The organism is Streptomyces sp. NPDC048506, assembly GCF_040651315.1.
GTDB lineage: Bacteria > Actinomycetota > Actinomycetes > Streptomycetales > Streptomycetaceae > Streptomyces.
Genome location: NZ_JBEZIX010000017.1, coordinates 22,265 through 46,020, shown reverse-complemented (window position 1 = coordinate 46,020; position 23,756 = coordinate 22,265). Strand labels below are relative to the sequence as shown.

Sequence of the window (23,756 nt, the reverse complement as noted above, 5' to 3'; positions counted from 1 at the left end):
TCGACCCTAGAGGGAGACGCCCGCTCGGGGGGTGTCGTGGCGGGCGGGAGCTGGTAGAACGCTGGGCATGGCGCGTTGGGAGAACGGTCCGGGGGTGCTGTGCGGCGCGGACGCCGCCGTTCCGGTGGAGATCGCGGCGTCCTATCGGGCCCGCACCCGCGGTCTGCTGGGCCGCGACGGCATCGAGGGGGCGCTGCTGCTGACCCCGGCGAGCGGGGTGCACACCTTCCGGATGCGGTTCGCGATCGACGTCGCCTATCTGCGGCGGGACTTGACCGTGCTGGCCGTGCGGACCATGCGCCCCGGCCGGCTCGGCCTGCCCCGCCTGCGCGCCCGGCACGTGCTGGAGGCGGAGGCGGGGGCGATGGCGGGGTGGGGCCTGCGCCCGGGCCTGCGGCTCACTGTGGAGCCGGCCGGCCCGGTCCGGTGACGGCGGCGCCGCACCTCCGGCCGGGCGTCGGCGAACCCGCCGTCACTCCTGCCAGTCGGCCACCAGGGCCAGCAGTCCGGGGAACCGGGCCTCCACATCGTCGATCCTGACGTGGCTGCGCCGCTCCAGCCCGTACTGCCGCTGCCGGATCAGCCCGGCCTCCCGCAGGGTCCGGAAGTGGTGGGTGAGCGAGGACTTGGGGCGGTCGAGGCCGAACCAGCCGCAGGTGTGGTCGAAGGCCTCCGACTCCAGCAGCAGGGTGCGCACGATCCGCATCCGCAGCGGATCACTCAGCGCGCCCATGACGACCTCCAGTCGCAGGGCGTCCCGCTCGGGCTCCGGCAGCGGCTCGGGCGCGTCGGCCGGTACCGGCCGCCGGAGTGCGGCGACGTCCAGCGGTGGTGCGCCGGCCCGGCCTGCCCCGTCGGACCGTGGCCCGGTCCGTGCCGCTGTCGTGGACGAGGTCCCTGCGCTCATCCCGGTGCTCCTCCCGTTCGGCGATCCCACTCCTAGTACGACTTGCATCGTACTGCAATTGCCTGTACGAATCTTCTCGTACCGCTTGTACGAATCATCTCGTACTGGCTGGATGAGGAGGGGACCCCCATGCCCGAGACCCGTACCGCGCCCGTGCCCGGAACCCGTGTGCCACACCCGACCGAGGCCCGTGCGGTGCCGGCGGCCCGACCCGCGCCCCGGTCGGCGGCGCACCGACCCGCCGACCGGAGCGGGCCGCCGCCGACCCGGGAGATCTGGTTCGCCGCCTGGCCGGTGGTCGCCCTCTTCGTGCTGTCGAACGCGGCGATGCCGCTGTACGCCGTCTGGCAGCGCCAACTCGCCTTCAGCTCGGGCACCCTGACGCTGATCTATGCGGCCTACGTGGTCGGGTTGCTCGGCGCGCTGCCGGTGGCCGGGGTGGCCTCGGACCGCCTCGGCCGGAAGCCGGTACTGGTCCCGGCGCTGCTCCTGGGCATCGTCGCCTGCCTCGTCTACGCCACCGCGCCCTCGGTCACCGCCCTGGTCGTCGCCCGCCTGCTGACCGGTGTGGCCACCGGCGCCGCGGTATCGGCCGGTATGGCGGCGGTGACGGACGTCGCCGCCGGACGGCGGATCGGCCCGCTGCTGGCGTCCACCGGGATGGTCCTGGGGGCCGGGATCGGCCCGCTGCTGGCCGGGGTGCTGTCCCAGACCGTGCCCGGACCGACCGTGACCGTCTTCGTCGTGGAAGCCGCCCTGCTGGTCACGGCGTTGGCGGTGGTGGTCAGGATGCCGCTGCCCCGACGGGAACGTGGCACCGGTGACACCGGATCCGGCCCCTGGGTGCGGCTGCCGGCCGTCCCCCGGGCCAACCGGCGCCATCTCGCCCTCGGGCTGGCCGCGTTCGCCCCGGGCATCAGCGCCACGGCCTTCGTACTGTCGCTCGGGCCGTCGCTGCTGGCCGGTCTGCTCGGCACCGCCAACCGGGCGCTGGCGGGCGGGATGGCGCTGGCGATGTTCCTGTCGGCCACCGGTGTGCAGTTCGCGCTGCGGCGGATGCCCGTCCGCACCGTCCTGCTGACCTCCGGCGCGGCCACCGTCGCCGGCACCCTGACCCTGGTCGTCGCCGTCCACACCGTCACGCTCGCCCCGCTGGTCGCCGCGGTGCTGCTGGCCGGCGCGGGGCAGGGCGCCGGCCAGTTGGGCGGGCTCACGCTGCTCAGCCGCGAGGTTCCGGCCACCCGCCGTGCGGAGGCCAACGCGGCCCTGAACGCCGGGGGTTACCTCCTCGCCGGTGCCCTCCCGGTCGCCGACGGCTACCTCAGCGATGCCATCGGCCTGCCGGCGGCGGCCACCACCTTCGGTCTCGCGGTCGCCGCCCTCGCCGCGGCCGGCGCGGCACTGGTGGCGCTGCGGGGCGGGGAGCCGTCCGGCACCCCGGACGCGCGGTAGCGGCCCTCCGGACCCGCGGTACGGGGCTGCTCCCCGGACACCGGCGCCGCGGCCCGCCCAACACCACGGGGGACGGACCTCAGAACGCCGACAACGCCGCGTCCGCCACACCCTCCAGCGCCGCGCGGTCGACACCGGCGCGCGCCGAGACGCGCAGCCCGCACACCGTGGCGATGACGAGGTGCGCGAGGGTGTGGGAGTCCTTGTCCGGTGTGACGTCGCCGGCGCGCTGACCGGACTCGATCACGGCGCGGATCGCCTCCAGCCGTACGCCGTAGTCCCGCTCCAACGAGGCCGCCACCGAGGGGTCGTGGGCCGACACCTCGACGCAGGTGTTGACGACCAGACAGCCGCGGCCGTCCGCGCCGCCGCCGAACTCCTCGTCGACGACCCGCTGGAACAGCGCACGGATCTTCTGCCGCGCCGGCAGCGCACCCTCCAGCAGCTCGGCGAGCTCGCCGTTCCTGCGCTCCATGTAGCGGGCCAGCGCCCGCTCGAAGAGGTCGTGCTTGCTCTTGAAGGTGTTGTAGATGCTGCTGCGCCCCAGGCCCGTGGCGTCACAGAGGTCCTGGGTGGAGGTGGCTTCGTAGCCGGCGACCCAGAACGCCTCCATCGCGGCGTCGACCGCTCGCCCCTCGTCGAACTTCCGTGGCCGTGCCATGGCAGCCACGCTAGCACTTATTGGATCAAACGGTCCAATATGACATTGGACCCTGTGCGCACTCCCACCGGCCCAGCACCTGCGGCCGCTCGCCGTCGTCATCGACGTCGTGGTCACCGTCGTCGCGCTGTCCGTCGTCTCGGCGCTCATCGATGGCCCCGCGACCCGGCGGCGCACCGGAAGCCGCCCCGCGCTCCGACCCGTCGGGCTACGACGTGCGGGGGAAGCTGACCTCGACCCGGCGGTTCTTCTTACGGCCTTCCTCGGTGCTGTTGTCGGCGATCGGGTACTGCTCCCCGTAGCCGCGGATCTGGAAGCCCACGGACGAGCCGAGGTCCTTGGCCAGCTCCTGTTGGACGGCGTTGGCGCGCTGCTTGGACAGGACCAGCCCGTGGCTCGCCGACCCCAGGTTGTCGGTGAAGCCGAACACCCGCAGGCTGGTGGCGTTCTGCTTCCTGACCTCCGTGGCGATGGTGGAGATCCGGGACAGTGCGTCCGGCGTCAGCTTGGCGCTGTCCTTGCCGAAGAGCACCTCGGCCTGGAGCGAGAAGGTCACGTTGTCGTTGGTGTCCTGGCGCCGCTCCGACCCGTCGTCGGTCTCGACGATCGACTTGATGTTCAGCACCTTGGACGGGGCGAGCTTGGCGCCCTGGACCATCCGCAGATCGGGGTCGTTGGGATCGATCCTGACCGGGGGGTTGGAGTCCTCGGTCACGCCGGGCGGGTCGGCGTGCGCGGTGGGCACCGTCAGCGCCACGGCCAGCAGCAGGGCGACGGCGGCGGTGACGGCCGTGCGGGGCGCGCGCGGGGTGCGGGGGATCTGGGTCGCGGTCATCGAACGCCCCGCTCAGTCCGTGATCTGCACGCTGGCCGGCGGCATGGTGGGCAGCTGGAAGTCCACCTCGGTCACCTTGGCCGGTGGCGCCGGGAACTGCGCGAATATCGGCCGGCTGGCGCCCGGCATCAGACCGCTGAGCCCGGTCGTACAGAGGCATTCGCCGTTGGTGTCGCGCAGCACCAGGTACCGCTTCTTGCCCGCCTTGTCGATGAGGGTGGCCCCGGAGATCGACGAACGGGAGCGCAGTTCGGTCTCGTTGGAACGCCAGTTGATGGCGTTGAAGGGGCGGGTGCCGTGGTTGGTCACGGTGCCGTTGACGGTGACGAAGCCGCCGGAGTCGCGGACGACCGAGTTCAGGGTGACCACGATGTCATCGGGGCCCTTCATCTCGGCGATCACCTTGCTGGAGTCGGCCGCCGGGGCGCCGGCGCCGTCGTCCTTGGGGGCGGTACTGCGAGCCGGCGGCTTGGAGCCCTTCGCCTGCGCACCGCCGTCACCACCGCTCCCGCAGCCGGCCACGACGAGAGCCAGGCCGACAGCGCTCGCCATGGCGACCACTCCCCTGGCGGCCTTCGTGGTGCGCCGAATGCTCATGGATGCGATTCCTTCGATCGTCGTGTGCTCGGTGGTCGGTGGTGGTCGGGGCCGGTAGGCGGCCGGTCAGTGGGCGAGGCGTACGGAGAACAGGTCGGAGGCGTCGGGGAGGTGCTGGAGGTGGTCGGGGTCGAGCGTGACGACCTTGCCGTCGCAGGTGAGCCTGACGGGGCCGGGCCCGGGGGCGTCCTTGCCCGTGCCGCCCGTGCCGCCCGTGCCGCCCTTGCCGCCGGTGCCGCCCGGCCCGCCTGCACCACCGGCGCCGCCCGTGCCGCCGTGGTCGCCCGGACCGCTCCCGCCGTCCCCGGCGGGAGCGAGGGTGCAGCGCGGGCCGACGACGGACTTCGCCTCGGCCGACGCACGGGTGCTTCCGGTCATCGGGATGACCGAACGGCCCACGGTGTGCCGGGTCTTGACGGTGACCGCGAACGAGGTGGGCCAGGAGTCCGGGGTGCAGGAGGAGACCTCGGCGTCGTTGCGGCCGGCGAACCAGTCGGCGCTCGTGCAGGCCGTCCCGGACGGGGCGCCGCGCCCGTTCAACAGGTCCTCCCAGCCGGCCGGGTCGCTCTCGTACCGTCCGTCGCGCAGACCGTCGAGCACTCCCTTGGTCAGCAGATCGCGGTACTTCTGGCCGGCGGCGAGCGCGGCCGCGTCGGCGGCGGTCTGCGCGCCGTTGCGGGTGGCCGCCGCCTGCCCCACGGCGAAGAACGCGAGGGCGAGGAAGAGCAGGCCCCCGACCACAACGATGTAGAGCGGAAAGGCCTGTCCGGCGTCGCGCCTGCTGCGGCGCGTGGTGGTGGCCGACACGGCGCTGGCTACGGCGGGACCTAGATCCCGACGACGTCGGAGATCTTGTTGGCGATGGCGTTGGCGATCTGGCTGCCGAAGTCCGTCGTCGACAGGACCAGGACGATGGCCACGACCACCGCGATGATGCCGAGGTACTCGATCGAGGTCTGTCCCCGGTCGTTCCCCAAAATCCGCTTCGCCATCGTCTTCCCCTCCATGGGCCGCCGTACCGCTCTGGTCCGGCTGGTCTGTCCCCGTGGTGTCGGCGCGGTCGGCCGCGCTCGCGACACCAGAAACGTACGCCGGAACAGGGTTCCCGGAACAGGGCTTCCGAACCCCCTCCTCTTTCGGGGACACGGACGGATGGCGCAACGGCGCGTTTCGGCCACTCGGTCGCACGCTGTCCACCCCCGCTCCCCCTCCGGGACGATGCCCCGCTCCGATGCCCATGCGGACCGGCGGGTCGTCCCGCACTGTAGTGCGCGCGCGACCGTCGGCCCACACACTGTGACACAACTCGTTGCGGCTGCGAAGGTGTTGACGAGAAGCGAACGGTGGAACGTCGGCATCCGGCCGGGACGGCGGCCGAGGCGGGCCCCGACCGCGGACCGGACCGTTTGCGGGTGCGGGGCGTCAGCGCCCCATCAGGGAGCCGAAGTTGGTCCCCGAGCCCAGGAAGAAACCGGCGATGAGCAGGATCATCGTGGCCGGGACCATGAACGTGGTGACGACCATGGTCGCCTTGGGGACCGCGCGGGCGGCCCGCCGACGGGCGTTCTGGGCGTCCGTGCGGCGCATGTCGTTGGCGATCTGGATCAGGGTCTCGACGATCGGGGAGCCGAGTTCCTCGCCCTGCTGGAGGGCGGTGACGAACTGGGCCACCTGTTCCGAGTCGTTGCGTTTGCGCAGTTCGTCGAAGGCGGCGCGGCGGCTGACACCCATGTCCATCTGCCGGAGGGTGATGCGGAGTTCATCGGCCCAGGGGCCCTCGTACTTCTCGGCGACACGGTCGAGTGCCTGGCGGAAGCTGAGGCCGGCGCTGACCACGACGGCCAGCACGTCCAGAAAGTCCGGAAGGGTGCGCTCGATGGTGTCCTTGCGCTGACGGATCGCGGCCCAGATGCCGACCTCGGTCCAGAAGAGGCCGAAGAGCACCATCAGGACGCCGAGAACCGGCTGGCCGCGCAGGAACATCACCAGCGCGCCGAAGAAGCCGAGGGCGCCGTAGACGGCGCGGCGGGCGGCGTAGCGGTCGACGGTCAGCCCGCCCGGGTTGCCGGCGAGGTCGATGCGGCGACGGATGCGGGCGGTCCGCTTCTCGCCCATGAGGCGGAGGACGAGCGGGGCGTAGCGCATCCCGGCCCGGTCCACCGCCGACCCGACGGCCGTCGTCCGGGTCGAGCCGACCTCCAACGACAGCGCCAGGTCGGGCGGCAGCCGGGCCTCGCGGCGGTAGAGGGCGATACCGCAGCAGATGCCGCCGACCGAGAGGGCGAAGACCGCGGCCAGCAGAATTCCGATTCCCATTCCCACCATTCCCGTTGCCGTTCCGCCGTCCGTTCCGATCCCGTTGCCCGTTCCGCCGCCCGTTCCGGTCACACGTCGATCTTGGACAGGCGGCGGATGAAGAAGAAGCCGAGGCCGTAGAGGGCGAAGGCCACCACCACCGCGAGCTGACCGAGGAAGGAGGAGGTCATCCGGTCGATGGCACCGGGCGCGATCCGGTTCATCAGCAGCAGGGTGCCGATGCCGAGCAGGGGGACGACGTAGGCGGTGACGACGACCTGGGAGAGCTGGGTGCGGACCTCGCGGCGGGTCTCCTTGCGCTCCTCCAGGGTCTTGGTGAGGTTGCGCAGCGAGCCGACGACGGTGCCGCCGGCGCGGTTGGCGAGCACCAACGTGGTGACCAGGACGACGAGTTCGCGGGAGGGCAGGCGTTCGGCCAGCTCGCCGAGGGCCTCGTCGATGGAGTGGCCGACCGCGAGCTTGTCGGAGACCTTGGCCAGCTCCTCGCCCGCCGGGGCCTCCAGCTCCTCGGCCGCCATGCCCAGGGCGGTGCGCAGGGCCAGGCCGGCCTGGGTGGCGTTGGCGAGGATCCGGGAGAGTTCGGGGAGCTGGTTGATGAACTTCTCGATGCGCTTCTGACGCTGCCAGTTGAGGAAGGCGAACGCCGCCCAGACGGCGACCAGCGCGGCGATCGGGCCGAAGAACGGGGCGAGGGTGGCCTGGGCGACCAGCCACAGCGCGAGGACCGTGCCGAGCATGGCGACGAAGAACTCGCCCGGGGTGACGTCCAGTCCGGTGGCGGCCAGCCGCAGTTCGAGGCGGCGGCCGAAGCGGGTGCCGCGCAGCGTGCGGTCGACGGAGGGGAAGCGGCGGCGCCGTCCCACCACCGGCAGCCCGTGCTCGTCGGCGAGCCGGTCGACGATGGCCTGGCGCTGGGCCCGCCCGGCGGCGTAGCTGCGGGCGCCGGCGATGGCGAGCACCCCGCACAGCAGCGTGGCCCCGACGGTGAGCAGGGCGAGGTGGTTCCCGCCGGTCATGACGTGGCCTTCCGGGTGGCGAGTTGGTCGTCGGTGGCCGCCACCCCGAACGCGGGCGGGGTGGGCTCGCTCGCCATGACGAGGCGTTCGGCCACCCGGCGGGGCAGCGGGAAGTAGCGGAAGGCGCCGTGCACGATGCGGTCGGCGCCCATCGGGCGGGCCTCGAAGCGGCAGACCGTCGCGATCCGGTAGTCCTCGTGACCGCGCGAGTCGAGGATGGCGATCTCGCTGATCCGGCGGGAGCCGTCGGCGTGCCGAGTGAGCTGCACGATGCAGTCGACGGCGCTGTTGATCTGGTCCCGCAGCGCCTCGAAGGGGATCTTCACATCCGACATGGAGGCCAGCGTCTGGAGCCGCATCAGGGCGTCCTCGGCGCTGTTGGCGTGGACGGTGGCCAGCGAGCCGTCGTGGCCGGTGGACATCGCCTGGAGCATGTCGAGCGTCTCCCCGCCGCGCACCTCGCCGACGATGATGCGGTCGGGGCGCATGCGCAGGGAGTTGCGGACCAGGTCGCGGATGGTGATCCGGCCCTTGCCCTCCACGTTGGGCGGCCGGGCCTCCAGCCGGATGACGTGGGACTGCTGGAGCTGGAGCTCGGCGGCGTCCTCGACCGTGATGATCCGCTCCCCGTCCGGGATCAGGCCGGAGAGCGCGTTGAGGAGGGTGGTCTTGCCGGCGCCGGTGGCCCCGGAGACCACGACGTTGAACTTGGCGCGCACCAGCCCGGCCAGCAGCATCAGCATCTGCTCGTCGAGGGTGCCCATGCCGATCAGCTCGGCGAGGGTGTAGGCGCGCGGGAAGCGGCGGATGGTGAGGGTGGCGCCGTTCAGGGCGAGCGGCGGGATGATGACGTTGACCCGCTCACCGGACGGCAGCCGGGCGTCGACCATCGGATTCGACTCGTCCACCCGGCGGTTGACGGTGGAGACGATCCGTTCGATGGTCTGCATCAGCTGCTCGTGCGAGGCGAAGCGGACGGGCACCAGCTCGACCCGGCCGGCGCGCTCGACGTACACCTGGTCGGGGCCGTTGACCATGATCTCGGTGATCGAGGCGTCCTCCAGCAGCGGTTCCAGCACACCGAGGCCGAGCGCCTCGTCCACCACCCGGCGGATGAGCTGGGCGCGTTCGGCCGTGGACAGGACCGGGCCCTCACGGCTGATGATGTGGCCCAGCACCCGCTCCAGCCGCGAGCGGCGCTCGGCCGCGGCGAGCGAGGACATCTCGGCGAGGTCGATCTCCTCCAGCAGCTTGGCGCGGTAGGCCGCGACCATATGGCTGTCGTGGCGCGCCTCACCGGCCGGTTCGGGCGCGACGATCCGGGCTTTCAGGCTCATCGCGGGGGTGCTCCTTCGACGGTGCGCACCGCGGGGCCCAGGGCGTCGGAGGGCGTGGGCGGGCGGGGCATGGTGGCGCTGCGGCTGGCGGAGCCGAAGTCGACGCCGGGGATCAGGGAGGGGATCCGTACCCGGGCCGTCGCGCGGACCGTGTCGCCCCCGCCGCCGACGACGATCGTGGCGCGCTCCGCGACCCAGCCGCTGATCGCCTCCCGGCCGGCGGTCTGCGGGTCGGTCTCGCGGTCGGCCCGGTCCATCGAGGCGGTACGGGCGGCGGCGCGCGCTGCCGTGCCGGCCTGCTGGACCGTGTAGGCGGCCAGGCCGAGCTGGACCACGGCCAACGCGACGACGAGCAGGATCGGCAGGAAGCCGAGGAACTCGATGGACGCCTGGCCGCGGTCGTCACCGCGGCCGCGCCACCGGGCGGGCGGGCGCGGCCCGGATCGCCCGCGCACCGGGGAGGGTCGGCGCAGCCGGGCGGGGGTGCGGGGTCGGGCGGGCGTGCGTACGGGGATCATCCGCGCTCCTCCTTCGCCGCGCCGGCCGAGCCGGTGACCGTCCAGGGGAAGCTGCCCGCCCCCGGGAACAGCACCGGGACCTTGATCCGGACCGTGGCCTTCCACAGGCCGGCCTCCGTCCCGCAGGACGTCGCGGCGCCGCCCCGCCAGGCGGACGGCAGCTGGTCCTCGGCGGCGGTGCGGCAGGCGCCCGCGCCGCCGCCCTCGGTGGCAGTGGCCGCCCGCGCGCCCCGGTCGGCGGAGTGGGCGGCGAGCGAGTAGGTGTAGCCGACCAGCACGCACTGCCAGAGCAGCACGAGGACCAGCAGGATCAGCGGGAGCAGCCCCAGGAACTCCACGGAGACCTGCCCCCGGTCGTCGCCGCCCAGCGGGCGTCGCACCGCTCAGCCCTCCTCGTACGGGCCGGCCGGATCGAACGCCCCCGGTCCGCCGGTCGCCGTGGCGGGGCCCCGCCGGGCACCGAAGCGGACGCCGGTCCCGGAGGCCGGCCCCGGTGCCGCGCCCGGCCCCGTCCCGGTACCGGGAGCCGCGCCCGCGGTGAGGGCCTTGCGCTTGCGCCCGGTCAGGGACGGCCGCGCCCGGTGGCTGCCCCGGCCCTGCCGCACGGCCGGCGACTCGACCAGGCCGAGCTCGCCGGCCAGCGCCCACAGCGCCTGTTTGACCGTCGACCGGCCGTCCAGGTCCTGCATCCGGCCCGCGTCGACGCAGGGCTGCAACTCCTTGAAGGCGGCCGGCACATGGGTCCGGGCCACCTGGGTGCCGGTGGCCTTGGCGACCAGCGGGGGCTGGATCTCGGTGTTGCGGGTGAGCCGGTTGACGACCGTGGTGGTGTCCTCCGCCTTGCGGATCTGGAGCCGGTCCCACAGCCGCACCTGCCGCTTGGCGGCCCGTACGGACACCACGTCCGGGGTGGTCACCAGCAGGGCGACGTCGGCGAGTTCCACGGCCGCGGCGTTCGCGGACTGCATCTGGGAGCCGCAGTCGACCAGCACCACCTCGTAGCGGGAGCGCAGCGCGCCGATGATCTGGCGGGCCGCCCGGTCGTCCACCTCCTCGCCGCGCTCGCCCTCCTCCGGCGCGAGCAGCAGCCCGAGGCCGGTGTGGTGGTCGTGCACCGCGTCCTGCAACACCCGTACGGAGATGTCCTGGATGCCGGCGAGGTCGACGACCGAGCGGCGGAACTGGACGTCGAGGTAGGAGGCGACGTCGCCGGACTGGAGGTCCAGGTCCACCAGTGCCACGCTCCGGCCCGCGGCGCGGGCGGCCAGCGCCAGGTGGACCGCGGCGACGGTGGTGCCGACTCCGCCCTTGGCGCCGGTCACGGTCACCAGCGTGCCGCTCGGACCGGGCGGCGCGTCCGAGGCGCCCCCCAGGTGGACCCGTACGCCCGCCGCCCACTGGGCGGCGGCCTGCACCCGGGCGGCCAACTCGTCGTACACCAGGGGCAGTCCGACGATGCCGCGGGCGCCGGCGTCCATCGCGGCGGAGAACAGCGCGGGCCCGGCGTCGGTCGTGATCAGCACCACGCCGACCGCGGGGAAGCGCAGCGCCACCTCGCGGATCAGCTCCAGCGCGGGCGTCGGGCCGATCCGCTCGTGGACCAGGACGACCTCGGGGAGCGCCTCGACGGCATACGACGCGCCGGCGGCGGGCGGGGCGGGCGCCGGGTGGCCCGGAGGGGCGCCGGCTCCCTGGGCGGCGGCGGCCAGCGCGTCGAGCAGCGCGGTGGAGTCGGCCACCACGGGCGCCGGTTCGGCGTCCGGGAGCTGGTTGAGCAGGGAGGTCACCGCGCGCGCGGCGTCCGGGTCGCCGATCGCCGGGAGGATGCGGATGGTCACCTGGGCCTCCGGGTCACTTGTCGCCGTCGAGGGTGTAGGTGCGCTGGCCGGGCGGGATGGTGGCCTCGCTGCCGGGGGCGAGCAGGGCGAGCCGCACGTGGGAGGCGAAGGACTCGGCGTAGGCGACCCGTTGGGCGTCCTGGGTGTTCAGCGCGAAGGTGATCGGGACCGCCTCGCCGGCCTGCCGTCCGGTGGTGGTGTCCCCGGGGTCCTTGGCCTCCAGGGGCCTCAGCCTGCCGACGTCGATGACCTGGGCGCCGGCGACGATGACCTTGGAGACCGGCTTGTCCTCGGCGCGCTTGCCCTCGAACGTGGCGTAGATGTTCACCCGGGCACCCGGGTTGATCTTGCCGGCCACACCGGTGGCGGCGTCGATCATGATGGCGATCTCCTGCTGTCCGGCCTTGAGAGCCGGCCGGTCGACGATCATGTCGTCCTGGAGCAGCGACCCCTTCTTCAACGGGGTCACCGCGATCTTGCCGTTGACCTGGTCCAGGTCGGTCACGGCGGTGGGCGGCAGCCAGCGCTGCGGCATCATCACCCTTTCGAACTGCCCCGGATCCAGCGCTTTATAGGCGGCGACGTCCGTCTTGAGCCGGTAGGCGGTCTTCTCGGGTCCGACCTTGGACTCGACGTTCTTGATCACCGACAGCACGCCGACGAACGCGCCGACCGCACAGAGGACCGACAGGAGCAGCAGGATCACTCCGCGGCGCTGGCGTGAGTTCATGGGGGAGGAACCTCGATCGGGACGGGGGACGGGGCGGGGCGGCCGGCGGGGGGGGCAGGCGTTCGGGGACGGTTCTCAGCGCACGCGGGCCACCGTGCGCGGCACACCGGGAGCGTCCGGCTCACCGGCGAAGTCGGGGTGGCCGGGCAGGTCCCAGCGGCCGGGGACGCGGGGCGCGTCCGCCGCATAGGGGTTGCCCGGTACGGGGCAGCCGGTCCCGTACCGGGTCCCCAGGGCGCCCGGACCGGAGCCGGGCGCGAGGGCCGGTCCGCGGACGTCCACCTGCCCCGGGGTGCCGCGGTCGACGGTGCCGCCGCCGCGCACGCCGTTCACCCCGGCGGCACCGGCAACACCCGTCGCGCCCGGGGCTCCCGGCACGCCCGACGGTGCCACCGGCGCCAGCCCCCGCTCGGCCCACGGCCCGGACGGCGGCGGCCCGGGTGCCGGGGGCGGGGCCGCCGGCGGGGCGGTGGTCGGAAACGCGGGCGGGGCGGTGGGAGCAGGCACGGCCGGGGCGGTGGGAGCAGGCACAGCCGGGGCGGTGGGAGCAGGCACAGCCGGGGCGGTGGGAGCAGGCACAGCCGGGGCGGTGGGAGCAGGCACAGCCGGGGTCGCGGGAGCAGGCACAGCCGGGGTCGCGGGAGCGGGGACAGCCGGGGCGATGGGAGCGGGCACAGCCGGCGTGGCGGGAGCGGGCACGGCCGGGGTCGCGGCGTCCTCCGCCGCCCGCCCCGGCCCTTCTATGGCCGCGGGGCCGCGCGCGGACGCGCCGCCGCCCGTCGCACGGTTGCGCGCCAGCGGTGCCGCGCAGAACGCGCAGCGGTCGCCGAGCACCTCCAGCCCGCACCAGCCGCACTGCTCGCGCCGTACCGACGCCACCAACTGGTAGAGCACGGACAGGTCGGGAATGGCCGCAGCGAATTCGATCAGCTTCTGGGTCCCCCACCACCGTGCGGACTCGGCGGGCAGCCGGGCCTCGTACGCCCCCTGCACCTGCCAGGCCGGTGCCAGCGACCCCGTCACCCACTCCGCGGTGAGCTGGCCCCGGGCGACGGCCAGTTGGGTGGCGAAGCCGGGCGCGCGCAGACCGGCCTGGGTACCGTGCCGGTCCAGGTGCAGCAGCTGCGGCTCGGGGTTGGCCAGCACCGCGAAGTGCGCGCCGGGCAGCCAGGACTTCATGTGGGAGCGCAGATCGACCTCGACCCGGTCCAGGCCGCTGACGCTGCCGAGCAGGGCGCCCGCGTGGATGTAGTGCGCCAGCAGCCGCGCCGCGCTGGCCAGCACGCCGGGGCTGAAGTCGCACAACGACAACTGCCGCAGCTGGCGGGCGAGCAGGGCCACACCCAGCGGTGGCAGGGACATCGGCAGGATCGCGATCCGGTCGCTCTCCAGGACGGCGCGCAGGGTGTGCAGCCGGCGGATGTGTTCGGGCGGGCAGGCGGAGGAGTACAGCACGACAAGATGGCCGTGGTGCTCCAGCACCGCGCTGAGCTCCGTCAGGGCCTCGTCTAGCGGCTGGCGGTGCGGCGCCTGGAGGACGACCGCGGCGGGGGTCTGCCGGTCGGTCGCGGGCAGCGCGAGGTCAGGGCTGGTGACTGCAATCGCGGTCGGCACGTCGCTCCCCCACTCCCTTTGGCCGCCGGGGTTCCCGGGACCGCGGATCGGCACAGCTCTGCGCCATCGGCGCCATACGCTCAGCACTTTATCCAGATTCCCCGCCAATACCCCAGGCTTCAGCCCGGAAGGAAACGGACCCCTGCGGTACCAGCGGGGGAAGCCGAGTTGCCATGAGGACGGATCGCCATGCACGATCAACCACGCCCAGAAGATCACAAGTTGGCGCGGTAGCTCGCGAGTCGTGGCAATGCCCGTGAAACGGGCATTCAAGTATCGCTTCCGCCCCAGCTCGAAGCTGTGCTCCCACTGCGGCGCCCTCGCCACGGAGATGCCCCTGCACGTCCGTACCTGGACGTGCGAAGGCTGTGGCACGACCCACGACCGGGACGTGAACGCGGCCAAGACCCTTCTGGCCGCCGGGCTGGCGGCGTCTGTCTGTGGAGCCGGTTTAAGACCTCAACGGGGTTCCCCGAAGGGGCAGTCGGCGGCGAAGCAGAAACCCTCACAGCGTGAGCCGTGAGATCCCTTCAGCCAAGAGGGGAAAGAGGTCAACCAGAGAGATACGCCCCACCACCAACCAGGTCCCGGGCACGCCGTGCCCGGGACCTGGCGTCCCGTGGGGGGAAGTCACCTACGGAGGAGTGAGGTCACCTACGGGTGGCCGCCGGCTTCGGCAGCGCACACCCCTCCGCGCTCAGGTCCAGCTTGTTGCCGACCCCGAAGCACTTGGGGATCCCGTACGTCTCCTCTGCGTAGTTGATTCCCTGATGCACCGTCACATTGCCGTTCTCGTCGACCTCGCACGGGTTGTTGACGGTGCACTTCTCGCCGTCCTCGTTGCCCGTGTTGTTGATCGCCGTAACCTTGCCGGTGGTGGTGTCGACGACCGGCGAGCCGGACGTGCCACCTATGGTCTTGCACTCGGGGGTGTAGCGGACCGAGTCCTTCCAGGCCCAGTCGCCCTCCTTGAGGGTGGGCACGAACCCGTCGATGTTGCAGGAGTAGATCTTCTTCCAGTAGCCGGAGACCACGCTGATCGCCGCACCCTTGGTCGGGTGCTCGGTGGCCAGCTCCAGCGGCTTGATCCCGTACTTCTGCTCGATCTCCGCGTACGTCGAGCCGGTCTGGTAGATCGAGACGTCGGTGTCGGTCATCGTGGCGTAGGCGACCTTGGTGGCCTTGATCCTGCCCAGCTCCTTGGCCGACTTGTCCAGCAGCGTGAAGCTGCGGCTGGACGGCTGGTCGACGACGACCTCGCCCGCGCCGGGCATACCGCTTTCCAGACAGTGGCCGTTGGACATCACCAGGGCCGGGTCGTTCTCCTGCGAGGTGGGCATCTTCACCACCGAGCCGGAGCAGTTGCTCAGCGCCACGGTGCCGGCGAAGTCCACCGCCTTGGTCTTGTGGTGGGCCTGAGGGTGCGCCGCCCGCTGGGGCGTCGCCTGGGCCGTTCCGACGGTGCCCACCAGGGCTGCGGCTCCCAGCACGGCCGTGGCCAGGGTGCCGACGAGAGGTCGATTCATGTGGGGGTCCTCTCAGATTCCGTACCGAAGGCCCTTCCGGAACCCTCGGCGTTGTCGTGCGCATTGTCAGCGGCACGCCACGCCGGAGCAATCAAATTCCGCAAAAGGATGGCCTGTTGGCGGTTTCCCCTGGTGACCCCGCTCACCACCCCGACCCCGGATCTGGCCGTCGAACGCCTTGACCCGGCCATGCCAATGCCCGAAAACTGACGTCGTCGCTTCGACTCACACCCCCACAGGAGACCGCATGCGACCACGGATACCCGGCGGACGCACCACCGTCCTCGCCGCACTCCTCTCCCTCTCGCTCGCCGCCCCGATCGCCGCCGCCCAGGCACAGGGCGCCCCGCCCCACCGGCCCACCTCCGCGGCGGCGGACACCGAACTCCCCCATCAGTACGAGGTCACCGGCCCCACCACCGCCGCGGCCCGCACCGCCCTCGCGGCGACCGGCGCCAGCATCGACGAGGTGCACGCCCGCGCCGTCGTCGTCACCGCGAGCCGGGCCCAGGCCGCGGCGGCCCGCCAACTCGGTTACGTGCTGCGCAGGTTGCCCGACCCGCCGGCCGCGAAGCCGGCCGCCCCGGGCGCCAAGGTCAAGGACTTCCCGCCGGGCTACACCGGCTACCACACCTACGCCGAGGAGACCAAGGAGATCGACACCCTGGTCGCCAAGTACCCGGCCATCCTCTCCAAGCAGGTCATCGGCACCTCCCACGAGGGCCGCGACATCCTGGCCCTCAAACTCAGCAAGAACGTCACCAAGGACGAGAACGAACCCGAGGTCCTCTTCACCGCCCACCAGCACGCCCGGGAACACCTCACCGTCGAGATGGCGCTCTACCTCCTCAACGAGCTCACCTCGAAGTACGGCTCCGACGACCGGGTCACCAAGCTGCTGGACTCCCGCGAGATCTGGATCGTCCCGGACCTCAACCCGGACGGCGGCGAGTACGACATCTCCAGCGGCAACTTCCGCATGTGGCGCAAGAACCGCCAGCCCAACGCCGGCAGCAACGAGGTCGGCACCGACCTCAACCGCAACTGGGACTTCAAGTGGGGCTGCTGCAACGGCTCCTCGGACGACCCCGGCGACGAGACCTATCGCGGCCCCTCCGCCGCCTCCGCCCCCGAGGTCCAGGTCGTCTCCAAGTTCGTGCGCAGCCGCATCGTCAACGGCACGCAGCAGATCAAGACCGCCATCGACTTCCACACCTACAGCGAGCTCGTCCTATGGCCCTTCGGCTTCACCAACGACGAGACCGGCCCCGGCATGACCCAGGACGAGCACGACACCTTCGCCACCCTCGGCAAGAAGATGGCCGCCAGCAACGGCTACACGCCCGAGCAGTCCAGCGAGCTGTACATCACCGACGGGGCGATCGACGACTGGCTCTGGGGCGACCAGCGGATCTTCGCCTACACCTTTGAGATGTACCCGTCCTCCTCCGGCTCCGGCGGCTTCTACCCGAAGGACTCGGTGATCCCGAAGGAGACCGCACGCAACCGGGACGCGGTGCTGCAACTGGCCGAGATCGCCGACTGCCCCTACCGCGCCATCGGGAAACAGGACCAGTACTGCAAGGGCAAGGGCAAGGGCTGACGCCTCACCCCCTTACACCGAGGGCACCCGGCCCGGAAACCCTTCCGGCGCCGGGCGCCCTCAAGGGACTGCGGGCTGTAGCTGGTCGTGTGCAAGGAACGGCTGCACCCCGGTGCCGTGAGGCCACCTGGCTCCGGGTGCTCTCAACCACCCGGCGGTACTTGCCGGGAACGGCATCAGAGCATCAGCCGAACGCTCCCTCGGGGCCCCCGCTGACCGAAGGCAGCGACTGCCGGACGGGCGTCCGGCAGTCCGTGGCGGCATCGGTGTCCTCCCCGGCTTCCTGGTCCGGCAGGAAGCTCAGGCTGTCGAGGAAGGGCACCAGCAGCTCGCAGTAGTCCGCCCAGTGGTCCGTGCTCGGCGTACTGAACACCACCGTGACCAGCGTCTGCGCCCCGGGCACTGCGTCCGGCGGCACAGGTATGAATGCCTGCAACTGGGCGACGTCGATCGGGATGTCCTCGCCGGATTCGGTGAACTCGGCGGGCAGACGCAGGTCCGGCGATTGCCGGATGACCAGGGTGGCCTGGCCGCAGGGCAGGGCAATGGCGCTGACCTCGGCGCTCGGACCGTGCTCGGCGGCGAGGATCTTGGCCATACCGGCAACGGCGATCTCCGGGTCCCGATAGGACAACGGCTGGAGTCCGATCACCAGGGATCCCATGGACCAGTCGCCATCGAACCGGCCGAAGCAGGAAGCAGCGTAGAGGACTCCGGACTCCGCGAGCATGGCGGAGATCCTCTGGTACTCCACCGTGATGTCGTCGATTCGTTCGTCGGGAAATGCTGCGCCCTGCCCTTGGGTGCGAGCCACGACCTCGGCCCTTGCCTGCTCCAGGTCCAGGCCGGGGGTGGTCCTCTGGAAGAGGGACGAGATCTCGAAGGCGACGTGTACGGCACTCAATGCGTTCACCATTTCTGCTGGCCCGGCGCGGGCGGGGATTGCCTTCGCCGGTTAGCTCGCCGCGTGTACCACGTGAGAGCTACAGCGCCGGCGAAGAATAGGGGCGCGGCAATGGCGGGCAGGAGGTACGAGTCGCCGGACCGGTAGTTGCTGACGGCCGCCACCACTGCACCGATGCCGAAAATCAGCAGGGCCATGATCTGGTTGCGGCGGGCGGGAGGGTCGGGGGCCCGGTGAAGCTCGTTCCGTATCTGCTCCGTCGAGATGTCGGAGGGCGGCGCATTCCAGGCCGCGGGGCCGTAGCCGGTGTTGGCCGGCGGGTACGGGGCGGTTCTGTGCATCACGAGGTACCGGGGCTGATGCCGGTCGGTCTTCCACTGCCGAACGGAGTATCCGTACTGATGGCCCAGCCAAGCCGTCTGTTCCGCCGACAACCCTGTCCCGCTCACTCGTACCTTGACCTCGGGGCGGCCGTCGAAGGAGCGCACAATTTCTTCGTACCGCCGTCTGCGCTGCGCCTTCGTGCCGACCAGGTCGGAATATCCGAGGAAGAGGGCGAAGACCGCTCCGCCCAGTGCGCACAGCGATACGAGAACCCAGCCGGCGGATTCCAACGGAGCCCCTCTCAGCCTGCGGTCTGGTGTGCCGCGGCCGCATCTTTCTCGCTGCCCTTGTTCCAGGCATGCTTGAACGCCAGCCCGAGGCCAACGACCGGTCCCATCGGGCCGCCCAGCAACATCGATCCGCCCATTGTGGCGGCTTCCTCCTTGGTGTCGGGGAGAAAGTACCCGAGTCCCGTCTGGTCCTTTGTCCAGTCCCAGAGCGTCATACCGCTGCTGCCCAGACCCGAGGCCTTTCCGACATCATTGATCTTTTCCCCGATGACGGCTGCTTCGGCGAATTTCTCCACCCGTCCGGCGACCTTCCCCAGACCGAAGGAAACCGCCCCCAAGCCGTCCTCGGTCAGCGTTCTGTCACTGACGACGCCCTCACCACCAGCAGACCGTGCCGCTCCATGCAGACCAAGTGCGACGAGCGAAGTAACGCCGGACACCGGCCCCATCACCAATTCGGCCGGCGGAAAGCAGAAGCCGATCAGGCCCGTGAAGGTACTGATGGCGGCGAAAACATCACCGATGGCGGCAACGGCATTGGCATGGTCTTTGACCCACTGACCGATGTCGCGCCCGAGGTCCTGGATTCCCTTCGCCAGATCCTTCAGGCCGTTCAGCAGACCGTCGAAGAGCCCCGGTTCGTCCGGGGCCTGCTCCGCGGCGTCCGACAGTGCCGCGGCGGCCTTTCCGGCCATCTCCTCATGGTGTGAACGGAGCTGTCCTGCATGGCTGATGATGCTCGCCAGCTGCGAGCGTGCCGCATCCAACTCATGGACGGCCCGTTCGCAGCGCTCGGAGGCCGCTTCGGCTTCGGCATCGGTCATCCCCAGACCGCCGTCGCGGAAGAGCTGTAGATCGGGATTGCTCTCGGCCCGTTCGGCGCGCCCGCGGGCGGCCTTGGCCTCACTCTCGTACGAATGCGCCTTGGTCTGCATCGCGGCCAGGTCCGCATGCCAGCCGTGCAGCGCAAGACGAGCCTTGTCGAAACTCTTGCCGGCAGTGTCCAGCATCTTCGGCAGAGGGCCGCTCCTGGCGCGGAACCCTTCCGCCGCATCACCGGCCCAGCAGGCACCGTCGTGGATGCCGCGCAGGGTATCCGCGGCGCTGGTGAGGTTCTTGTGCGCGCGGTTCAGGTCCTCGACAAGATCGTTGACCGCCTGGAGGACTCCGGGCGCCGGATTGAATTGCAGACCCGAGAAGTTGCCGTTGTCCTCGTACGGGTCTCCGCCGCCGTAACCCCATAACTGTTCAGCGAGCGACACTATTCATTTCCCCCAGTGCGGTCATGCCAAGTCTCGGTCTTGTTCGAACCGTTGCCCTATCCGAAGGGGCTTGCCTGCGCGCTGCCGCCGCTCGCTGTGCTGCCGCTTTGGTGGTGCCCCTTGGCGAACGCCTGCTGGAGCGCGCTGTCGGTCTCGTGGTAAGCGCGCGCGGTGACCTGCAAGCCTTCCCGGATCGCATCGGTGACCGCGGCGATCTGCGAAATGCCGAATTCCCATGCGCTCTTGAAGTCCGCCCCGGCCTCGTCGATCTGGCCGTTGCCGAGGTCGCCGACTGTCGCACTGCGCAGATCGCCACTGGCATACCTCATCGACTCCGTGCAGCGGTCCAGGCGCGTGGACAGCGAGGCTAATTCCTCGACATCAACTGTGAATTCCCCCGAACCGGACACCGGAGCCCTCCCGCCACAAGCCCTCCGTGATCATTAAGCCCATTCACGCTAGCACGGCACCGCTTCCCCTTGCGAACATCTTTACGAAAGATTAATCTCGCGCTGTCACATGGGCTGCCGTTCAAGGCGCGCAGAGCTGACCAAAGCGAAACAGCCCGCCAGACGAACTGGCGAGCTGTCACGAAAGTTCGAGGCTAAAGCAGGTGATCCGCCTTGCCGGCCTTGATGTCGAGGATGAGGGAACGGAGCGCCTCGCGGGTATCGGCCACGTAGGCACCTTCGGCGCCGGCCACGGCGATGTAGGCGTTGCCCTGATCGTCGGTACCTATGCGGAAGCAGTTGTTGCCTTCACCGCAGTAGGGCTCTTCCCAGTTGATGTCCTGCATGGTGGCCTTCCTAGAGTGAGCGGGCGATCGTCCGGATGAAGTCGCGCGACGCCGAAGTCGAGAGGGACGCATCGTCCATCCAGTCCAGGTGGGCGCGGTACTTCGCAAGCTGAGCCTCTGCGTGCGTGAACTCCGGGCCATGGGCGGAATCCAGCTGCACGGTGTCGAGCTGGGGTACGGCGCCGTAGGCATACAGGAGCGCGTGCCCCGCCCCAGGGAACACACCCGCCTCGACCGGGAGTATCCGAATGTCGACGCCGTCGCGGTCCGACGCAGCGCACAGACGTTCCAGCTGGAGCCGCATCACATCGGATCCCCCGAATCGCATACGCAGAGCCGCCTCGTGAACGTACGCAACATACTCGGGCGGCTCGGACCGATCCAAGACGCGCTGGCGCTCCATGCGGTGGGCGACGCGCAACTCAACCTCCAGCCGCGTCGGCGGCGGCAGCACGGCGGCAAAGACGGCCCGCGCGTAGTCCTCGGTCTGGAACAGGCCCGGAACGTGGACGGTCTGCGTCGTACTGATGCGAGCGGCATGCCACTCCAGCTCCGCGATGTCCAGTAGTCCTGCGGCGAGCGTGCCCCGATCCCGCTCCCACCAGCCACGCTCCCCGGGCGCCGCCATGGCGACGAGAGACTCGACGTACTCCTCGTCAGCGCACGCGTAGTTGCAAGCAAGTGTGCGCACACGCTCAGGGGAGATCGGCCTGATGCCGCTCTCCATGTTGGAGACCCGTGTCCGGTCGATGCCCAACAGCCCTGCGGCGTACTCCGTCGTGGCACCGGCAGCCAGACGCATCTTGCGCAGCTCGGCGCCAAGCCGCCGTTGCCGCACCGTTGGCGTGGTTCTGGTCGACATGCAGCCCCTTCATGTGCCGTGGTTGTGGGCCAGTCTGCCTCCGGCATGCCCTCAAGTCCACCAAGCGAAGGGGTATTTACCCCTTCGAACGATGGACAACGTGACCCTCGCCACCTACAGTCAGTAACGCAACGCTTACGCACACCGCAGCCGGAAGCGCATCGCGCGAGCCTGCCCGCAGCCTCCTTCCCTGGGAGGGGCGGGTGCGCGCCAGGGAGACAGGCCACCGGCTGCCGCACCGTCAACCACCCGTGGACAACAGGGAGTTGCCATGTCCGCAGCCGTGACCGTCTGCCCGCACCCCGTGGAGACGCGCACACCCCGCGTACCGGAGAACCTGGCCTACCGCCTCACCCTCCCCGCCGCCCTCGCCAGCCCCTCCGTCGCACGCATCGCCGCTCGTACGATCCTGGAAGCCCACGGCCTCGACGACGTGACCGTCGCGGCCGTCCAGGTGGTCGGTGAACTCGCCGCCTGCGCCTGCCTGTTCACGCCGTCCGACGACGTCTACCTGTCGCTGCGCTATCGCGGCGACGCGCTGCGCATCAGCCTCGACGACGGGCACCCGCGCCATGCGCACCGTCGCCTCGCGGCGGCCTGCGATGCGCGGCGGCGGTCCGTGCTCCTGCTGCTGGCCTGCGTAATGCACGCCTGCGAGGGCGAGTGGGGATTCGGGGCGTCGGCGGCGAACGGGGAGGGGACGCGGATGTGGGCCGTACTGCCGCGCGAAGGGGCACGGGAGTACGTACGTACGCCGCAGCGTTAGAGGACCAGGCTCAGCAGTGCCGCCACTGCGAAGCCGGCGACCGAGAGCACGGACTCCAGGACCGTCCAGGACTTCAGGGTGTCCCGCTCGGAGATCCCGAAGTACTTCGCCACCATCCAGAAGCCCCCGTCGTTCACATGCGAGGCGAAGATCGACCCCGCCGAGATCGCCGTGATGATCAGGGCCAGGTGGGCCTGGGACAGGTTCTGGCCGTCGATGAGGGGGACGACGATTCCCGCGGTCGTCACGATGGCGACCGTTGCCGAGCCCTGGGCCACGCGGAGGACCAGGGAGAGCAGGTAGGCCAGGACGATCACCGGGAGGCCGACGTCGTGGAAGGTGTCGGAGAGGGCGGTGGCCACGCCGCTGCCCTTGAGGACGGCGCCGAAGACGCCGCCGGCACCGACGACCAGGAGGATGTTGCCGACCGGCTTGAGCGACGACGTCGACACCTTCTCCAGGGACGTGCGGGACCAGCCGCGGCGCACGCCCAGCAGGTAGTACGCCATCAGCAGGGCGAGGGTCAGGGCGACGAAAGGGTGGCCGAGGAACTCGATGACCGAGCGGAGGGTGGAGGGGGCCAGTGCGACCGAGGAGAAGGTGGCCAGGAGGATCAGTACCAGCGGCGTGCCGATGACGGTGAGGACGACGGCCAGGCCGACCGGCTGCTCCTGCGGCCGGGCGCCGGCCCCGGACTTCTCGGCCGCCACCGCCGCCCTGGCCTCCTCCGCGGCCTCGACCATGTCCTGCGGTACCGGCACGAAGAGCCGCTTGCCGATCCAGGCCGCGTAGCCCCAGGCGGCGAGCACGGCGGGGAGGCCGCAGACGAGGCCCATGAGGATGACCCAGCCCAGGTCGACGTGGAACAGTCCGGCCGCCGCCACCGGGCCCGGGTGCGGCGGCAGGAAGGCGTGGGTCATGGACAGGCCGGCGAGCAGCGGCATGCAGTAGAGGAGGATCGACCTGCCCGACCTTTTGGCGGCCGCGTAGACGATCGGTGCCAGGACGAAGATGCCCACGTCGAAGAAGACCGGTATGCCGAAGACCAGGCCGGTCAGGCCCATGGCGAGCGGGGCCCGCCGTTCGCCGAAGAGGTGGAGCAGCCGGGCGCTCAACACCTCGGCGCCGCCGGAGACTTCGAGGATCGCGCCGAGCATGGTGCCCAGGCCGATGATGACGGCGACATGGCCGAGGATGCCGCCCATACCGGTCTCGATCAGCGAGACGGCGTCGGACTTCTGGACCGTGCCGAAGAGTTCGGTGACGGAGAGGCCGGCGGCCAGACCGACGGCGAGGGAGACGGCCAGCAGCGCCACGAAGGGCTGGAGGCGGACCTTGATGATGAGGACGAGGAGGAGGGCGATGCCGAGGGCGGCGACCGTCAACAGGCCCGCGGTGCCGGGTATCAGGGCGGGCAGGCCGCCGGTGTGCGGGGGCGTTGCCGGTGTGGGTGCCGCGACGAGAACCATGCGGTGACTCCGTGGTCGGTCCGTGGTCAGGCAGATGCTTCCGAGCAGGGGGGAGCGCGGCGCGGCGCCCCTTCGGTGCGGAGCGCGGCGCCGGGCGGCAGGCGGTGCGGGTGGTGCGGCGTGGTCTGCGGTA

General features: G+C 71.1%; 26 protein-coding genes and 1 pseudogene. 5 read left to right on the top strand and 22 right to left on the bottom strand.

Annotation, left to right across the window (positions count from 1 at the left end; translation table 11 throughout):
• The first annotated feature begins 67 nt into the window (after nt 1-67).
• On the top strand, nt 68-430 hold the full coding sequence (locus AB0C96_RS16120) for a DUF192 domain-containing protein (RefSeq protein ID WP_362917795.1): 363 nt from the start codon (nt 68-70) through the stop codon (nt 428-430).
• A 42-nt stretch (nt 431-472) separates the two neighbouring features.
• Here the strand turns inward: AB0C96_RS16120 and AB0C96_RS16115 are convergent, their stop codons facing one another.
• Nucleotides 473-907 (bottom strand): ArsR family transcriptional regulator, encoded by a 435-nt coding sequence (locus tag AB0C96_RS16115; protein ID WP_362917793.1) that lies wholly within the window; start codon nt 905-907, stop codon nt 473-475.
• A gap of 129 nt (nt 908-1,036) precedes the next feature.
• On the opposite strand from AB0C96_RS16115, the gene AB0C96_RS16110 reads away from it, so the two are divergent.
• Nucleotides 1,037-2,359 (top strand): MFS transporter, encoded by a 1,323-nt coding sequence (locus AB0C96_RS16110; RefSeq protein ID WP_362917791.1) that lies wholly within the window; start codon nt 1,037-1,039, stop codon nt 2,357-2,359.
• A 79-nt stretch (nt 2,360-2,438) separates the two neighbouring features.
• On the opposite strand, the gene AB0C96_RS16105 is transcribed toward AB0C96_RS16110, so the two are convergent.
• The 13 genes from AB0C96_RS16105 to AB0C96_RS16045 all read right to left on the bottom strand — a co-directional run bounded on the left by AB0C96_RS16105 (nt 2,439) and on the right by AB0C96_RS16045 (nt 13,821).
• The gene (locus AB0C96_RS16105) at nt 2,439-3,020 is read right to left on the bottom strand and encodes a TetR/AcrR family transcriptional regulator (RefSeq protein ID WP_362917790.1); all 582 of its coding nucleotides are present in this window, start codon (nt 3,018-3,020) and stop codon (nt 2,439-2,441) included.
• Nucleotides 3,021-3,228: 208 nt separating this feature from the next.
• Nucleotides 3,229-3,855, bottom strand: coding sequence for an OmpA family protein (locus tag AB0C96_RS16100; protein WP_362917788.1), 627 nt, complete (start codon nt 3,853-3,855; stop codon nt 3,229-3,231).
• 12 nt (nt 3,856-3,867) lie between these two features.
• Nucleotides 3,868-4,452, bottom strand: a complete 585-nt coding sequence (locus AB0C96_RS16095) for a hypothetical protein (protein WP_362917786.1) — start codon at nt 4,450-4,452, stop codon at nt 3,868-3,870.
• 66 nt (nt 4,453-4,518) lie between these two features.
• Complete coding sequence (locus AB0C96_RS16090) at nt 4,519-5,259, bottom strand: pilus assembly protein TadG-related protein (RefSeq protein ID WP_362917784.1); 741 nt, start codon at nt 5,257-5,259, stop codon at nt 4,519-4,521.
• 20 nt (nt 5,260-5,279) lie between these two features.
• A complete protein-coding gene (locus AB0C96_RS16085; protein WP_018089307.1) occupies nt 5,280-5,444 on the bottom strand; it encodes a membrane protein in 165 nt (54 codons plus the stop codon).
• Between the two features lie 430 nt (nt 5,445-5,874).
• On the bottom strand, nt 5,875-6,768 hold the full coding sequence (locus tag AB0C96_RS16080) for a DUF5936 domain-containing protein (protein WP_362917782.1): 894 nt from the start codon (nt 6,766-6,768) through the stop codon (nt 5,875-5,877).
• A gap of 68 nt (nt 6,769-6,836) precedes the next feature.
• Nucleotides 6,837-7,784, bottom strand: coding sequence for a type II secretion system F family protein (locus AB0C96_RS16075; protein WP_362917780.1), 948 nt, complete (start codon nt 7,782-7,784; stop codon nt 6,837-6,839).
• Nucleotides 7,781-9,121, bottom strand: a complete 1,341-nt coding sequence (locus AB0C96_RS16070) for a CpaF family protein (protein ID WP_362917778.1) — start codon at nt 9,119-9,121, stop codon at nt 7,781-7,783. The genes AB0C96_RS16075 and AB0C96_RS16070 overlap by 4 nt, the downstream gene beginning before the upstream one ends.
• The gene (locus tag AB0C96_RS16065; protein WP_362917776.1) at nt 9,118-9,639 is read right to left on the bottom strand and encodes a TadE family protein; all 522 of its coding nucleotides are present in this window, start codon (nt 9,637-9,639) and stop codon (nt 9,118-9,120) included. The genes AB0C96_RS16070 and AB0C96_RS16065 overlap by 4 nt, the downstream gene beginning before the upstream one ends.
• The gene (locus tag AB0C96_RS16060; RefSeq protein ID WP_362917774.1) at nt 9,636-10,019 is read right to left on the bottom strand and encodes a TadE/TadG family type IV pilus assembly protein; all 384 of its coding nucleotides are present in this window, start codon (nt 10,017-10,019) and stop codon (nt 9,636-9,638) included. Before AB0C96_RS16060 ends, AB0C96_RS16065 begins: the two co-directional genes overlap by 4 nt.
• Nucleotides 10,020-10,022: 3 nt before the next feature.
• Nucleotides 10,023-11,477: an AAA family ATPase gene (locus AB0C96_RS16055; protein WP_362917773.1), complete on the bottom strand. Its 1,455-nt coding sequence runs from the start codon at nt 11,475-11,477 to the stop codon at nt 10,023-10,025.
• Nucleotides 11,478-11,490: 13 nt separating this feature from the next.
• Nucleotides 11,491-12,207, bottom strand: a complete 717-nt coding sequence (gene cpaB, locus AB0C96_RS16050) for a Flp pilus assembly protein CpaB (RefSeq protein WP_362917771.1) — start codon at nt 12,205-12,207, stop codon at nt 11,491-11,493.
• Between the two features lie 75 nt (nt 12,208-12,282).
• Nucleotides 12,283-13,821 (bottom strand): hypothetical protein, encoded by a 1,539-nt coding sequence (locus tag AB0C96_RS16045; protein WP_362917769.1) that lies wholly within the window; start codon nt 13,819-13,821, stop codon nt 12,283-12,285.
• A 277-nt stretch (nt 13,822-14,098) separates the two neighbouring features.
• Here AB0C96_RS16045 and AB0C96_RS16040 point away from each other — a divergent pair.
• Nucleotides 14,099-14,344 (top strand): annotated as a pseudogene (locus tag AB0C96_RS16040) (zinc ribbon domain-containing protein); the annotation flags it as partial.
• A gap of 127 nt (nt 14,345-14,471) precedes the next feature.
• Here AB0C96_RS16040 and AB0C96_RS16035 read toward each other — a convergent pair.
• Complete coding sequence (locus AB0C96_RS16035; RefSeq protein WP_362917767.1) at nt 14,472-15,347, bottom strand: serine protease; 876 nt, start codon at nt 15,345-15,347, stop codon at nt 14,472-14,474.
• 247 nt (nt 15,348-15,594) lie between these two features.
• On the opposite strand from AB0C96_RS16035, the gene AB0C96_RS16030 reads away from it, so the two are divergent.
• Nucleotides 15,595-16,950, top strand: coding sequence for a M14 family metallopeptidase (locus tag AB0C96_RS16030; RefSeq protein ID WP_362917765.1), 1,356 nt, complete (start codon nt 15,595-15,597; stop codon nt 16,948-16,950).
• 184 nt (nt 16,951-17,134) lie between these two features.
• Here the strand turns inward: AB0C96_RS16030 and AB0C96_RS16025 are convergent, their stop codons facing one another.
• The 6 genes from AB0C96_RS16025 to AB0C96_RS16000 all read right to left on the bottom strand — a co-directional run bounded on the left by AB0C96_RS16025 (nt 17,135) and on the right by AB0C96_RS16000 (nt 21,388).
• Nucleotides 17,135-17,854, bottom strand: a complete 720-nt coding sequence (locus AB0C96_RS16025) for a hypothetical protein (protein ID WP_362917763.1) — start codon at nt 17,852-17,854, stop codon at nt 17,135-17,137.
• Between the two features lie 5 nt (nt 17,855-17,859).
• Nucleotides 17,860-18,468, bottom strand: a complete 609-nt coding sequence (locus AB0C96_RS16020) for a hypothetical protein (RefSeq protein ID WP_362917761.1) — start codon at nt 18,466-18,468, stop codon at nt 17,860-17,862.
• 11 nt (nt 18,469-18,479) lie between these two features.
• Nucleotides 18,480-19,730, bottom strand: coding sequence for a putative T7SS-secreted protein (locus AB0C96_RS16015; protein ID WP_362917759.1), 1,251 nt, complete (start codon nt 19,728-19,730; stop codon nt 18,480-18,482).
• Nucleotides 19,731-19,786: 56 nt separating this feature from the next.
• Entirely contained in the window at nt 19,787-20,140 is a 354-nt protein-coding gene (locus tag AB0C96_RS16010) for a hypothetical protein (RefSeq protein ID WP_362917757.1), read from the bottom strand.
• 194 nt (nt 20,141-20,334) lie between these two features.
• Nucleotides 20,335-20,526: a hypothetical protein gene (locus AB0C96_RS16005; protein ID WP_362917755.1), complete on the bottom strand. Its 192-nt coding sequence runs from the start codon at nt 20,524-20,526 to the stop codon at nt 20,335-20,337.
• Nucleotides 20,527-20,536: 10 nt separating this feature from the next.
• Nucleotides 20,537-21,388: a helix-turn-helix transcriptional regulator gene (locus AB0C96_RS16000; protein WP_362917754.1), complete on the bottom strand. Its 852-nt coding sequence runs from the start codon at nt 21,386-21,388 to the stop codon at nt 20,537-20,539.
• A 271-nt stretch (nt 21,389-21,659) separates the two neighbouring features.
• Here AB0C96_RS16000 and AB0C96_RS15995 point away from each other — a divergent pair, with 271 nt between their 5' ends.
• Nucleotides 21,660-22,154 (top strand): ATP-binding protein, encoded by a 495-nt coding sequence (locus tag AB0C96_RS15995; RefSeq protein ID WP_362917752.1) that lies wholly within the window; start codon nt 21,660-21,662, stop codon nt 22,152-22,154.
• Here the strand turns inward: AB0C96_RS15995 and AB0C96_RS15990 are convergent.
• On the bottom strand, nt 22,151-23,623 hold the full coding sequence (locus tag AB0C96_RS15990; protein ID WP_362917750.1) for a gluconate:H+ symporter: 1,473 nt from the start codon (nt 23,621-23,623) through the stop codon (nt 22,151-22,153). The genes AB0C96_RS15995 and AB0C96_RS15990 overlap by 4 nt on opposite strands.
• Nucleotides 23,624-23,756 lie beyond the last annotated feature (133 nt).